General features: G+C 41.9%; 14 protein-coding genes. All 14 read right to left on the bottom strand.

The window, feature by feature from the left end; genetic code table 11:
- Positions 1-179: 179 nt before the first annotated feature.
- Positions 180-440: an RNA chaperone Hfq gene (gene hfq / locus VN447_RS08095; protein ID WP_325524563.1), complete on the bottom strand. Its 261-nt coding sequence runs from the start codon at positions 438-440 to the stop codon at positions 180-182.
- Positions 441-479: 39 nt separating this feature from the next.
- Complete coding sequence (miaA, locus tag VN447_RS08100; RefSeq protein ID WP_325524565.1) at positions 480-1,415, bottom strand: tRNA (adenosine(37)-N6)-dimethylallyltransferase MiaA; 936 nt, start codon at positions 1,413-1,415, stop codon at positions 480-482.
- The gene (locus VN447_RS08105; RefSeq protein WP_325524566.1) at positions 1,403-2,224 is read right to left on the bottom strand and encodes a class I SAM-dependent methyltransferase; all 822 of its coding nucleotides are present in this window, start codon (positions 2,222-2,224) and stop codon (positions 1,403-1,405) included. The genes miaA and VN447_RS08105 overlap by 13 nt, the downstream gene beginning before the upstream one ends.
- A gap of 9 nt (positions 2,225-2,233) precedes the next feature.
- Positions 2,234-4,072: a DNA mismatch repair endonuclease MutL gene (gene mutL, locus VN447_RS08110; protein WP_325524568.1), complete on the bottom strand. Its 1,839-nt coding sequence runs from the start codon at positions 4,070-4,072 to the stop codon at positions 2,234-2,236.
- Positions 4,069-6,678 carry a DNA mismatch repair protein MutS gene (gene mutS / locus VN447_RS08115; RefSeq protein ID WP_325524570.1) on the bottom strand — a complete coding sequence of 870 codons (2,610 nt, stop codon included), beginning with the start codon at positions 6,676-6,678 and terminating at the stop codon, positions 4,069-4,071. Before mutS ends, mutL begins: the two co-directional genes overlap by 4 nt.
- 29 nt (positions 6,679-6,707) lie before the next feature.
- Positions 6,708-8,033 carry a tRNA (N6-isopentenyl adenosine(37)-C2)-methylthiotransferase MiaB gene (gene miaB / locus VN447_RS08120; protein WP_325524572.1) on the bottom strand — a complete coding sequence of 442 codons (1,326 nt, stop codon included), beginning with the start codon at positions 8,031-8,033 and terminating at the stop codon, positions 6,708-6,710.
- Between the two features lie 114 nt (positions 8,034-8,147).
- The gene (locus VN447_RS08125) at positions 8,148-8,516 is read right to left on the bottom strand and encodes a sulfite exporter TauE/SafE family protein (RefSeq protein WP_325524574.1); all 369 of its coding nucleotides are present in this window, start codon (positions 8,514-8,516) and stop codon (positions 8,148-8,150) included.
- A complete protein-coding gene (locus VN447_RS08130; RefSeq protein WP_325524575.1) occupies positions 8,513-8,869 on the bottom strand; it encodes a sulfite exporter TauE/SafE family protein in 357 nt (118 codons plus the stop codon). The genes VN447_RS08125 and VN447_RS08130 overlap by 4 nt, the downstream gene beginning before the upstream one ends.
- 13 nt (positions 8,870-8,882) lie before the next feature.
- Positions 8,883-9,227 carry a DUF3870 domain-containing protein gene (locus VN447_RS08135; protein ID WP_325524577.1) on the bottom strand — a complete coding sequence of 115 codons (345 nt, stop codon included), beginning with the start codon at positions 9,225-9,227 and terminating at the stop codon, positions 8,883-8,885.
- Positions 9,228-9,252: 25 nt separating this feature from the next.
- A complete protein-coding gene (locus VN447_RS08140) occupies positions 9,253-10,080 on the bottom strand; it encodes an Asp23/Gls24 family envelope stress response protein (RefSeq protein ID WP_325524578.1) in 828 nt (275 codons plus the stop codon).
- A gap of 80 nt (positions 10,081-10,160) precedes the next feature.
- Entirely contained in the window at positions 10,161-10,982 is an 822-nt protein-coding gene (locus VN447_RS08145) for a PHP domain-containing protein (protein WP_325524579.1), read from the bottom strand.
- The gene (locus VN447_RS08150) at positions 10,979-12,481 is read right to left on the bottom strand and encodes a leucyl aminopeptidase (protein ID WP_325524581.1); all 1,503 of its coding nucleotides are present in this window, start codon (positions 12,479-12,481) and stop codon (positions 10,979-10,981) included. The genes VN447_RS08145 and VN447_RS08150 overlap by 4 nt, the downstream gene beginning before the upstream one ends.
- Before the next feature lie 115 nt (positions 12,482-12,596).
- Positions 12,597-12,857, bottom strand: a complete 261-nt coding sequence (locus VN447_RS08155) for a stage V sporulation protein S (protein WP_075755210.1) — start codon at positions 12,855-12,857, stop codon at positions 12,597-12,599.
- A gap of 136 nt (positions 12,858-12,993) precedes the next feature.
- Positions 12,994-13,515: a hypothetical protein gene (locus VN447_RS08160; protein ID WP_325524584.1), complete on the bottom strand. Its 522-nt coding sequence runs from the start codon at positions 13,513-13,515 to the stop codon at positions 12,994-12,996.
- Between the last annotated feature and the right edge of the window lie 97 nt (positions 13,516-13,612).

A 13,612-nucleotide genomic window follows, 5' to 3' on the forward strand; every position in this document is an offset into this window, starting at 1 on the left:
GACCGGAGTTTTGCCGCCGACTTCCTTCAGATTCGCCCTCACAGGCGACACCCTTGTCTTAGGCTAACGGTTGGCACTATCAACCCCCGTATTGGACTTTCACCAACAAGTAAGCGCCCATGCTGGGCGCACATGAAAAAGTACTCCAGGCATTCACCTGGAGTACTGCAAGACATTTCCTATTTGTCAGTTTTAACAGCTTCATCCTTCTTCTCGTGCAGATTTGCAGACAATGGGCGAAAAGGGGTTACTGTCGAAATAGCATGTTTATAAACCAACTGCTGTTTACCATCATTCTCGATTATTACGGTGAAATTGTCAAAGCCCCTTACGGCTCCTCGTAATTGGAATCCGTTAACCAGATATATAATTACCGGCACGTTTTCTTTTCGTACTTGATTTAAAAAACTGTCTTGCAGATTAATGACTTTGTTAGTCAAATGAAATCCCTCCGTCTTGATGTTCTACTCACATCTATTTTACCTTAGACAAAACTTTCCTGCAACATGATTGTAAATTGTTTCCAATGTTTTATTGTAATTATCGAAATCATCAACAGCAAACCATGTTATATAAGGCATACGCCGGTAAAAAGTCATTTGACGCTTAGCAAAATTGCGGGTAGCCTGTTTTACACTATTTATAGAGCTTAACAAATCCTTTCCCTCGGTAAGATACTCAACTATTTCCTTGTAACCAATCCCCTGCATAGCCTGACAGTTAGGCGTTACACCCTGCTGTAAGAGTCTTACTACTTCGTCTATCAATCCCTGTTCCATCATTATATCAACCCGCTTGTTGATCCGCTCATATAAGGTGGCACGTTCCATTGTTAGACCAATCACAACTGCGTCATACAGGAGTTTATTCGGTGCAGACTTATCCTGCGAGACAGTCTCACCGCTTAAATAATATACTTCAAGTGCCCTAATTACCCGTCGCTGGTCATTTGGATGCAGCCTAGCTGCGGTTTCCGGCTGGACTTGAGCTAACATGGTATGAAGATATTGATTTCCATATTGCTCTGCCATTCCAGTCAGTTTTTGTCGAAGTCCTTCATCACTTGGCGCCTGATTAAACTGGTAACCCTCAAGCAAAGCCCGAACATACAGGCCTGTGCCGCCAGCTAAGATTGGAATAAGTCCGTCATTATTAATCTGAGTAATCAGCTTTTGAGCATAGCGCTGAAAATCGACAACATTAAACTCTTCACAGGGGTCTAAGATGTCAATAAGCTGGTGTACGACGCCGCCACGCTCAGCAATATCAGGTTTAGCGGTACCGACATCCATCCCCCGGTATACTAACATAGAATCGCCTGAGATTATTTGTGTACTCAATCTTTTTGCCAAATCAATACTTATTTTAGTTTTTCCTACGGCGGTAGGTCCAACAATTACAATTAAGCGTTCCATGGTTGGCCTCCGCCCGCCATTTTTGGCCTACAATCAATAACACCGTATTTAATACTGCTGTACTTTCCTCCAACAACTGTAAATAACCCCAGTCGAGCAAACTCACTACTACCTACGGCTTCTTTAACTACAACTTTTTGTTTGGCTACCCGACAAGCTTGTCTAATAGCTTCAGGTGTAAGCGGGCTCATATTAGCAAGCGTCCTAATTGGATTTACGTTAGAACTTTTGTAAATAGGGTTACGAAACATGGGATCAAAGTAAACAATGTCAAAACTATTGTCAGGCAATTCTTCAAGGTATTGGCAGTATTCGGCATTTTCTACCTTAACCCGGCGCAGAGCACTTGTAATATCAGCTTCAGAATCAACCGTAAAATTTTGCAGGCCATATCCGGTTATCAAAGCAATTACCTGAGAACTTTCAAGCCCAGTAACTATACCGGTTTCACCTGCCACAAAACTGGCGACAATAGCATCTGTTGCCAGGCCTAATGTACAGTCAAGAACTGACATACCAGCCTCAAGCCCCATTGCGATCACCATATGGTCATGTTTTCCATTTATTAAGTTTTTTATTCGCAGCTCAGCCATACTTAAATGAAAAAAGTACTCACCGGCAGCTGTATGTATAATTGGTCCATTGCTTGCAACCACAATAAGATCACATACCTCGTATTTTTCCCTAATTGTAGCGAGAGAGTGACTGTTGCGCGGGATAAACTGCACACATAGCCTGGCAGCTATATCATTTGCCAGCCGGATAACATCTGGCGAAGGCTTTTGGGCAGTTGTGACAATTAAGTTCATATGAATCACCTATGTTCGTTTAAACATTTTGGCTAGCTCTTCTGGTCCAAATCTTACGATAGTCGGACGACCGTGTGGGCAGGTATATGGCAAGTCCGTTGTATATAGTTCGCTGATCAACGCCTGAATCTGCCGCATATTAAGCGTATCCCCCGCTTTAATGGCACTACGGCATGCTGCCATCTGAAGATAGGCGTGGCGCAATTCCTGCGCAGTAGGTTGATGCATTTCATGAATTAATTTCAAAATTTGTCGTAATACCGATTCAGCGTCAGCTAGCGGAATATCAATAGGCATTTCTATCAGCCGCATCGTATCTGCCCCAACTTGTTCAAGCGTAAATCCCAATTGGTAAAAGGTATCCTGACTTCCGACAATGATGTCGCAATCATCTGAGGTGAATTCCAGATATTGAGCTACTAACAGCTGCTGTACTGGTACACGCCCCTTGGAGCGGCTCATACGGTCATATAGTATTCGCTCATGAGCGGCATGCTGGTCGACAATATAAAGGCCATCCGGCCCCTGTGCTACAATATAACAGGACTCAATCTGTCCCAGGGGATATAGCTGGCAGGCTGCTGTTGTATCCCCTGAAGCGGGCTCGGTACTTTCAATTAGCTGCTCTTCTTGTCTAATTGCCTGTCTGACATCCGAAAAATTAATACTTTCTTCCCGCCATAAAGTGGGTACCCACTGACGAGAACTCTCGGTTATATTAGCGGCAAACTCATTAGACCTAATTTGCTTATTATTGCTGTTATACTGCTCACTACCAGCAGTATTAGCATCCATCAGTTGATGGCTATGTGTTGGTCCAAGCTGAATAGTTGCAGCAGCTTGAGCATGTGATACGGGCATCGCTAGGCTAGAAGATACTGCTTTGTACACTGCCTTATATATCTTTTGGTCATCACTAAACTTAACTTCTTTTTTTTGCGGGTGAACATTAACGTCAATTGAATCAACAGGGATATGGATATCAAGTACAGCCAGCGGATAGCCATTTTTAGGCAATAAGGAGAAATACGCATTATCCAGTGCCTTTGCCAGCATTCTGCTGTTTACTACCCGCTGATTAACCATAAACGTCTGCCACTGACGACTGCTTTTGAGCAATGCTGGCTTAGCAACATAGCCAGATACAACAATACCTTCGTTGCTGTATTCTACCGGTAAAAGCTCTGGAACGACCTTATGCCCATAGATATCGGCAATTGTGTCAGTTAACTTCCCACTGCCGCTAGTGGACAGTACCAGACGTTGATTACTGAGTAATTTAAAAGCGATCTGAGGATGAGACATGGATAGTTTTGTGACTATATCGCTTATATGGCCGCTTTCAGCAGATGGTGTTTTCAAAAATTTGCGGCGAGCTGGAGTATTGAAGAATAAATCAGCGATGATAACGGTAGTACCACATCCCGCCCCAGCCTCACGCACATCGGCAAGTATGCCACCGTGAATTTCTACATAACTTGCCAGCGGTTCATCTAGCAAACGGGTAGTCAGTGTAAAATTAGATACTGCGGCAATACTAGGCAAGGCTTCACCGCGAAATCCTAGTGAATTTATTGCGGCTAGATCTTCAGCAGTACGGATTTTACTGGTTGCATGTCGTTTTACAGCAAGTTGCGCATCTTCATGACTCATACCTTTTCCATCATCGGTAACGCGAATAAATTTCGTACCACCATCAACGATTTCAATCTCAATATTCTTACTGCCCGCATCTATTGAATTTTCAACAAGCTCTTTAACCACAGCAGCTGGTCGTTCAACAACCTCACCTGCAGCGATCTTATTGGCTGTATTTTCATCTAATATATGAATTACCTGCTCGCTCATAAGCTTCCGCTTTCCTCTCTAGCTTTGTTTTGTAGCTTGTACAATGTATTGAGCGCTTCTAACGGAGTAAGTGTCATCACGTCAATAGCCAATAATTCATCCGCAATGCTTGAGCTAAACAGGGATACTGTAGCGACCGCATTCTGCTTAGAGCCTTGATGTTTAGCAGTTAGAGGAATGTGATCAATATTTGCCTTACACTGTTCCAATTCTTGTAAAACTTGTTGCGCCCGTTCAATAATTCGTTTAGGTAATCCGGCAAGCTGGGCAACATGGATACCATAGCTTTTATCAGCACCGCCTGGTATTATCCGGCGTAAAAATACAATATCATTGCCGCGTTCTTTAACAGCTACAGAATAATTTTTTATTACCTTGCTATATTCAGCTAACTCAGTAAGTTCGTGATAATGAGTAGCAAATAAAGTTTTGGCCTTAACCTTGTCTTTTATATATTCGACGACAGCCCGTGCAATGCTCATTCCATCAAATGTACTGGTACCGCGGCCAATTTCATCTAAGATAATTAAGCTGTTGGCGGTAGCAAATTTGATGATTTGAGCAGCCTCTGTCATTTCAACCATGAAAGTGCTTTGGCCAGTTGCTAAATCATCACTGGCACCTACCCTGGTAAAGATCCGGTCAACAGGACAGATCGACGCTTCTCTCGCAGGAATAAAGCTGCCTGTCTGAGCCATAATTGTAAGGAGCGCCACCTGTCTCATATAAGTCGATTTACCAGCCATGTTGGGGCCCGTAATTATCATTATTTCACTGTCACGGTGGTTTAATTCTGTATCGTTAGGCACAAACATCTCGCCAATTAAGAGCCGCTCAACTACCGGGTGGCGGCCATCTTTAATGACAAGCTCCTTATTATGGTTCAAATTCGGCCGGATATAACTATAGCGTATGGCCGCTTCGCTCAACGACATAATTACATCCAAATGGGCTATTTGTCTTGCAGTCTGTTGAATTTCACTAATGCGTTCCTTTATGTAATCCCTGATGCCTGAAAATAGCTGGTATTCAATGTTTACAATTTTTTCTTGAGCACCGAGTACTTTGGTTTCAAAGTCCTTGAGTTCTGGCATGATATAGCGTTCAGCATTAACCAGTGTCTGCTTGCGGATATAATTGGGCGGTACAGATCCGGTATTGGCATGAGTTACTTCAATATAATAGCCGAAAACCTTATTATACCCTATTTTGAGCGACTTAATGCCTGTCGCTTCCCGTTCACGCAATTCCAATTCCTGAATCCATTGTTTACTATCTCTGGCAATATTCCTGAGCTCGTCTAACTCTAAGTCATAACCAACTCTGATAATACCCCCATCACGGACTCCAAACGGCGGATTATCAGCAATAGCAGTTGCAATCATGTTGGCTACATCTACATGGGTTTTGACCTCCATACTAATACCAGTCAACTGTTCAGACTGACACTCTTGCAGTTTTACTTTTATCTCAGGCAACACTGACAGTGATGTTCTAAGCGCTGCCAAATCTCTGGCATTAGCACTGCCTACCTCAATTCTTGTTAGAATACGTTCAAAATCATATATATTACCGAGAAGCTCCTTTAGTCCATCGAGTACTGCCCGTTTATCCATCAAATCGGCAATTGCATTTTGGCGCTTAGAAATAGTAATAGGATTTATAAGCGGAAACTCCAACCATTTTTTTAGCAGCCTACTACCCATCGCGGTTTTAGTAAAATCCAGTACCGCCAGCAGTGTGCCTTTGCGTCCACCATCGCGCATATTGCGGGTAATCTCTAGATTACGCAATGTAGAAGCATCTAGCAGTAAATAATCCTGGGTATTAACTCTTGAAAGCTTGTTGATATGAGAAAGATCGCTCTTTAAGGTATAGTGCAAATAGTATAGCAGGTAACCGATTGCAGCTTGTGCCGCTGGACTGGCAGGGAGCTCTTCGCGGCCAAAGTGCTTGTCAGGCAATTCTGAAGCTAACGTAAGGTCTGCATTAGTTAGTGTGGTAATAGCGCAAGCAGACACTCTTTGCGATAAGAAGCTACTTATGGTGCTAAAGCCGTCTAGTTTACTTGCCAACACTAATTCTGCCGGGAGTAGGCGATATAATTGGTCACAAACAGTATTTGCCCGGGAACTGCCTGAAAACATCGCCCATACAAACTCACCAGTTGAAATATCGGCCGCTGCCAAACATAATTCATCTGCTTCCTCATATAGGAGCGCTAGGTAATTGTTAGCTTTGTCAGGCAGCGAAGTTTCGGCCAGAATCGTCCCTGGTGTAATAATCTTGACAACTTCCCGCCTGACAATACCCTTGGCCTGCTTTGGATCTTCAACCTGTTCACAAATAGCTACTTTATACCCTTTAGTTATTAGTTTAGCGATATAGTTATCAGCAGCATGATAGGGAACGCCGCACATAGGTACCCGATTACTTTGGCCCCCCTCACGTGAAGTCAAAGTAATCTCCAATTCACGTGATGCTACCTCAGCATCTTCAAAAAACATCTCATAAAAATCGCCTAACCGAAAAAATAGTATTTCGCTACTATGCCTGCTCTTTACTTCCCGATATTGTTCCAACATCGGGGTATAGCTTATTGCCATGCTGTAAATTTCTCCTCTACCATTAGAAGTTAAATCAAACGGCCTTTTAAAACCCAAGTCTGAGCAGTATCAATTTGGATATTGACTAAGCCGCCGATTATCTCTGTCCCGGTTTTCTCCCACAATACAATTTTATTGGTACGGGTTCGTCCCATTAACTTATTTTCATCATTTTTGCTTGGCCCTTCAACCAGCACTTCTACACTACTACCTACAAGTTGTTTATTAATTTGGAGACTAATTTCATTCTGAATAGCCATCAGTTGATTAAGCCGTGCTTTTTTCTCAGGCAATGACACTTGATCAGGATATTTAGCCGCCGGTGTTCCAGAGCGCTGCGAATATAAAAAGGTATAGGCCGCATCATACCTGATCGTTTTTATGAATTCCAAAGTTTCTATAACATGTTCTTCATTCTCTCCAGGAAATCCTACTATTAAGTCAGTTGTAAGACTGGCATTAGGAATAGCTTGACGAATTTTATCTACAAGCTGACGATAGTATTCTGTCGTGTAGCCGCGATTCATCCGTTCCAGGATATCATTATTTCCTGACTGAACAGGTAGGTGGAAATGCTCACAAATCTTTTTACTATTTTTGATAGTATCAATTACTTTATCGTTCATATCCCGCGGATGAGATGTCATATAGCGAATACGGGCAATTGTATCAATCTGATCAATAGCCTGCAGCAGATCAGCAAAGTCAGTCTGTAACTCACTATCCTTACCATAGGAGTTGACGTTTTGACCAAGTAGTGTTATTTCTTTAAAGCCATCTATCCCTAACTGTCGAATTTCAGCCACGATATCATCAAGAGGTCGACTCCGCTCGCGGCCTCTAACATAAGGAACAATACAATATGTACAAAAGTTATTGCAGCCATACATAATAGGCACCCAGGCCGATATTTGCCCTTTACGCACAGTTGGGACATCAGGTGCCAGACGTTCAGCCTGGTCCCATACAGCCAATACAGGTTCGCGGCTCTGTTCTACTTTTGCAATAAGTTCAACAAGCTGGTGGGTGTTGTGTGTCCCCATAACTAAATTGACATGAGGAAATTTTTTCATTATTTTATCTTTGTCCTTTTGTGCCATACAACCAACAACACCAATAATTATATTAGGATTGATAAGCTTACGCCGTTTCATCTCACCAATTCGACCGTGAATTTTCTTCTCAGCGCTTTCCCGGACACAACAGGTGTTTATCAAAATTAAGTCAGCCTTGTCAACATTCTCGGTTTCTTCATACCCAATAGTTCTTAGTTGACCGGCCAAACGCTCAGAGTCATTGAGGTTCATCTGACAACCGTAAGTCTCAGTATAAAAGAGTTTTTTCTGTTCTTGCATGGTCGAGCTCCTTCCTTGTTATCGCCTATATTATAACCAAGTTTTATCTACTATCACAACAATTATTTGGGTTAAACAAAAAACAGGGACCTCCGTAATCCCTGTTTGCTGAAACTATTTTTTACGTGTCCCTAGAAGCATTCTAAACCCAGAGTAAATTACAAACAAGCCAAAAATCCGTTTAAGTTCATTTGCCGGCAAATATTGAACTAAATTAGCACTAATGAGTGCTCCGACAACCGCCCCTGATGCTATATACAGCGCTGTCTGATAATTAATAAGTTTATCCTTATGGAAATGCCAGACACTAACAATGGCTGTAGGGATTATAACGAGCATTGAGATCCCTTGGGCAGTATGCTGTGTTATTCCTAATACAAACACCATCATAGGGATCAGCACTACACCGCCGCCGATACCCAGTATTCCACTTAAAATACCAGCACAAAGTCCCATTATAAAAATAATAAGTACGCTACTCATGCCAGCACCATCCTAAGGCCGACTAACATAAGCAACACACCGAATAATTGCTTTAAGCGAATCGCGGGTATTCTTTTCATTACCCGGGCGCCTAAACTGGCACCGCAAATACTTCCTAAAATCAAATTTAAGGCTAATAGCACATCAATGTTACCATGAAAACCGTATATTGCACTACTAACTAACGCGGTAGGAATAACGATAGCCATTGAAGTAGCCTGAGCTATATGTTGAGTAATATTAAAGTAGGTAACCATGATTGGCACAAGGAAGATCCCCCCACCAACACCTAGCAGGCCACTTAAAATACCAACTACAAATCCCAATCCGGTAAGCTTTGCCCGTTCAGACATACCATCCCCCCTATCAATCAATTGCGCTGGGGACCAAGCCTTCCTTATAGCTACGGAATTTGTCATAAATTATACGAATAGCTGTAATAATGGCTTTTTTAGCGCTTCCTTGATATGTTGCATCTACTATCCTAACTAAATTATCCGGATTTGTAATTAATTTGCCAACCAAAATTGAGGATACATGATTGCGAGCCACAGCTGTCGCCAAAGTACAATCCGCTTCTATGATTTTCCCGGTATCTTCATCAACAAGGAGAACAACGCCAATCACTTTGTAAATTTCGCTGGCAGTAATCCCAGTAGGCAACTTGGCATAACCTGAAAACAAAATGTGTTTACCTTGAGTTTTTTCCACGCTTTTCCCGCCCTTATTTTCTTAATTATTCAATGCTTAGACGTTTAACCGCAATATTTACTTCTCTAACCATCATGCCTGTCATATACTCTACAATTTGCTTTATACGTATTTGAGCCTCATGTACTACATTCCAAATAGATTGTCCGTATTTTATAGTTACGTCTAACGATATGGAAATCCCTTTTTCCCGGTCATGAGAATTTTTTATATTAATTTGACCGGTCTTGGTAATAGTATCATCACTTGTAGCCACGTAATCTACAAGTGATGCAATTGCGGCATCTGAAATAAGCAGTTTCCCATAGTAACTAAATGTTGGCCGAACAATAGATTTTTCGCCGAGCTTACGTCGTTGCTTGGAACGAGGCTTTTTAAAAAAAATATCGAGCGGGTCAATCAAATAACCGGAAAAATGGGGCTTGAGCTCAATAGTGGGTACAGGAATGATATGTTTGCCTTCTTTCAACCGACTCTCCCGGGCCTTGGCAATTTCGTTTTTTGTAGCAATATCCTCAATACGGATTATTTTGCTGATCGGCGGCAAATGGAGAACTTCAACAATTTTCTCTACCATATTTTTCGAAGTACCTAATATTAAAATACGTTTAGGCATTACCTCAGCAATAGCATCTCTAACTTCAGCAGCATGGTCAGGTTCCATAAAGATGGCACGTTTGACAGCTCGGATCTTGCTAGGCTCCTTTTTTGCTGAATGACCGGCAATAATCTTGCTGTCCTTAATTAGTAAGCCGTCGTCAATAATCGTATCAACATCGTGATCATGCGCAACAATTAACGCCCGATGGCTTTTGCCCGTTCCGCTTGAACCTACCAATGCGAAGATATCCATAGGCAGCCTCCTGGTAAAAGTATAATAGAATATAACATAAAAATAAACACCTTTGCAGGTGTTGTCAAGTAAAATTCAATTTACATTGACAAAGTATCAACCAGGGCGGCTGAAATAGTAAATTCACCAAGCTTCTCAGGATACCTGCCAGGTATAGCGTGAAAGTCAGAGCCACCTGTTATTTTTAAATTGTATTTATTAGCAATATCTAAATATCTGCTAGTCATTGCCTGATCATGCTCAGGATGAAAAACCTCCAATCCACGCATACCGGCTTTAACCATATTTAGAACTAAATTATCATCACCGATTAGGCCCGGGTGTGCCAATACTGCGATACCCCCGGCCTGTTCTATCAGTCTAATAGCCTGCTCTGGAGTTAATTTGTAATGGGGAACATACGCCGGGCCATTTTTAGCTAAAAGCACATCAAAAGCCTCTGATACAGTTTTAAAATAGCCATTTTCTACAAGCACTTTAGCTACATGTGGCCGCCCTACTGCCATAGCCTGGCCAGCAAACTCCAATACGCTGTCGTAATCAATGGAATAACCTAGTTGAATAAGTTTTTCAACCATTGTCCGGGAGCGCCGCAACCGATCATTGAGGATAACTTCTAACTGATCTCTAAGCTTCATATTGTCAATATCAATAAAATAGCCTAAAATATGAACTTCATGCCATGGCAAGTCGGTACTAAACTCAATTCCCGGAATAATTGACAGCTTAGACATACTGTTGTCAATTATTCCGGCCTCCCTTAATTCTAGATGCGCCGCAACAGTATCGTGATCAGTAATAGCAATGTGACTTAAGCCAGCATCCTCAGCCTGACGAACAATCTCCAAGGGGGATAGTCGACCGTCTGATGCGGTAGAATGAATATGCAGATCTGCAATCATATGGTACCGAGATTAGTGGCCAATTGAATTAAAGTTCGAACGCCAGCGCCTGTACCGCCTTTAAGGTTATAGCCTTTATCTTTATCCGCATCTGCTGTCCCAGCAATGTCGACATGAACCCATGGAGTGTTATCTGCAAACTGGCCGATAAACAATCCTGCTGTAATAGTGCCCCCAGCCCGTCCACCACTATTTTTAAGGTCGGCGATTGAGCTTTTAATTTGTTCAAGATATTCTTCATCATTAGGAAGTTCCCACATTTTTTCACCAGTCTGCTTAGCTACATCAATAATCTCCTGACACCATTGACGATTATTAGTAATAACACCAGAGTAAAAAGTACCAAGTCCAACCACACATGCTCCTGTTAAGGTTGCCAAATCAATAATCTTAGTGGCACCTAGCTTTATAGCATACGTGACAGCATCAGCCAAAATTAACCGGCCTTCAGCATCAGTATTTATTACTTCAATTGTTTTACCGCTCATAGAAGTAATAATATCCCCTGGCCTAAATGCACTCCCTGATGGCATATTTTCAGTGCAGGGCACAACAGCTAAAATATTTACCTTAGGCTTTAGTTGCCCGATGGCCATCATCGCTCCTAATACGGCACCGCCGCCAGCCATATCCCGCTTCATTTCATCCATGTTCTGACTAGGCTTTATTGATATACCACCACTATCAAAAGTAATTCCTTTACCAACATAGGCAATCGTTTCTGGGTTGGACGGGTCTCCAATGTATTTTAAAATAATAAGTTTCGGAGGTTCAATACTGCCTTGAGCTACCGCCAATAGCGCACCCATACCCTGTTGTTGCATATCTTCCTTTTCTAATAAGCTAATCTCTAAACCATACTGCTTAGCAATCTCCTCAGCATGCCAAGCGATCTTAGTCGGCGTCATATATTGTGCGGGATGGTTTATCAAATCACGGGCATAATTGACGCTTTCCGCAACTATTCTGCCAAGCTCAGCTCCTGTTTTGATTGCATCAAGGGTTTCGGCATCGTTTTCAACAATTAAAAGCTGCTCAATATTAGATATTTCCTTTTTACCTGATTTATAGTATTTAAACTGATACAAGCCCATTATTGCACCTTCGACCACTGCTTGGGCTGCTTGACGACAATTTAACCCACCACTGCCGGCACCGGGAAGACTGATCGCAATTGTTTTAGACCCCAGTCTACGGGCTGCCCGCATTGCTATAGCCATAAGCGCACGGGCTTTGTCCAATGAGAACTCTGCCTTCTTCCCTAACCCAAGAAGAATAATCCGTTTAGCGCTAATAGCGCCTAAGGTATGTATAACGGTGGTTTCTCCATACTTACCACACCCGGGCATATCTCGAATTATTTCATCTATATGACCATTTAAAGCCTCGTCAGCAGTTCCAAGTGCACCACCAGGAATTAAGCCGTCTTCAAACAGGTTAACAATTACGGTATCACTCAAAGATTCGGTTACCGTCCCATTAATCACTTCAATATTCATTTTTTCCCTCCTCGTATTTGATATTTACTAAGCATTATTATATTATGCCATAAAATGCTCTACTAAAACAGTAAAACCTGTTCAGTATGAACAGGTTTTGAGTATAGTTCAATTATTAGCGAGGCTCAACAATCAACTTGATGGCGGTACGTTCTTCTCCATCAATAAGAATATCAGTGAAGGCGGGGATGCAGATTAGGTCAACACCATGCGGCGCTACAAACCCTCTGGCGATTGCAACTGCTTTTACAGCCTGGTTGAGTGCGCCTGCGCCGATTGCCTGAATCTCGGCACCGCCACGTTCTCTCAGCACTCCGGCCAAGGCTCCTGCTACAGAATTAGGATTAGATTTTGCTGATACTTTCAAGACATCCATGTTTTATGTGCCCTCCTTTGATTAAAAAAAACGTTATTAGTCCTATGAATTAGATATATTCGTTGTACGGGAAAAAATTCCTTTTTCCATATCCAAAAAAATCTAATTATTACAACAAATACACCTACATATTCATTTACTTGTTAAACACAAAAACACGCCCGTCTTCGCGAATTCCAATAAGACTGTGGTCGTCATTATCTTTTTTGCGCATATTCTCCAGCATATCTTCGATTACTTCTTCTTGCAAAAGGAGGTCTTCTTCCAACATAGCGTCATTACGATCCGCAACTAACCGATCGGCAAACCTATCTCTGAGGAGTTTAATCGTCAGACCGATTTCCCCGCGTGACATGGTGCGGACGTCCCGCCGAACTGTCAAAATAGCTACTTGATCATATGAACTAAGTTCAACATCGATGCTGCTATCTGTTACGCCTTCAAGTAAATGATATGCAGCAATACTATTAATGAGAAGTCGCTTAGCGGCTTCGAAATCCTTAGTAGTAGGAATACCTGAGATCATAAATGTGAGTTTAAGTGAATTTGCCTCAGGTTCAAAATTAATTGTACCGATTTCCGGATAACGCACTAACATAGATATAAGAAGGTTTGCTCCATCCGAAACTTGTTGGTCATTTTGGGAAAGATCAGACATATGTTTTCACCGTCCAATAAGTTTGTAAAATATATAATAAAAAATAATTTGTAAAGTTTCTGATTTAATATTCTCTAGAAGATATATAAATCCTGCT

The organism is Sporomusa sp. (assembly GCF_035561155.1).
Lineage (GTDB): Bacteria > Bacillota > Negativicutes > Sporomusales > Sporomusaceae > Sporomusa.

What these genes read in the sequence shown, in the direction of transcription:
- miaA (WP_325524565.1), bottom strand. Translation starts at nt 1,415, where the DNA reads ATGGAACGCTTAATTGTAATTGTTGGACCTACCGCCGTAGGAAAAACT.
- VN447_RS08105 (WP_325524566.1), bottom strand. Translation starts at nt 2,224, where the DNA reads ATGAACTTAATTGTCACAACTGCCCAAAAGCCTTCGCCAGATGTTATC.
- mutL (WP_325524568.1), bottom strand. Translation starts at nt 4,072, where the DNA reads ATGAGCGAGCAGGTAATTCATATATTAGATGAAAATACAGCCAATAAG.
- mutS (WP_325524570.1), bottom strand. Translation starts at nt 6,678, where the DNA reads ATGGCAATAAGCTATACCCCGATGTTGGAACAATATCGGGAAGTAAAG.
- miaB (WP_325524572.1), bottom strand. Translation starts at nt 8,033, where the DNA reads ATGCAAGAACAGAAAAAACTCTTTTATACTGAGACTTACGGTTGTCAG.
- VN447_RS08125 (WP_325524574.1), bottom strand. Translation starts at nt 8,516, where the DNA reads ATGAGTAGCGTACTTATTATTTTTATAATGGGACTTTGTGCTGGTATT.
- VN447_RS08130 (WP_325524575.1), bottom strand. Translation starts at nt 8,869, where the DNA reads ATGTCTGAACGGGCAAAGCTTACCGGATTGGGATTTGTAGTTGGTATT.
- VN447_RS08140 (WP_325524578.1), bottom strand. Translation starts at nt 10,080, where the DNA reads ATGGATATCTTCGCATTGGTAGGTTCAAGCGGAACGGGCAAAAGCCAT.
- VN447_RS08145 (WP_325524579.1), bottom strand. Translation starts at nt 10,982, where the DNA reads ATGATTGCAGATCTGCATATTCATTCTACCGCATCAGACGGTCGACTA.
- VN447_RS08150 (WP_325524581.1), bottom strand. Translation starts at nt 12,481, where the DNA reads ATGAATATTGAAGTGATTAATGGGACGGTAACCGAATCTTTGAGTGAT.
- VN447_RS08155 (WP_075755210.1), bottom strand. Translation starts at nt 12,857, where the DNA reads ATGGATGTCTTGAAAGTATCAGCAAAATCTAATCCTAATTCTGTAGCA.
- VN447_RS08160 (WP_325524584.1), bottom strand. Translation starts at nt 13,515, where the DNA reads ATGTCTGATCTTTCCCAAAATGACCAACAAGTTTCGGATGGAGCAAAC.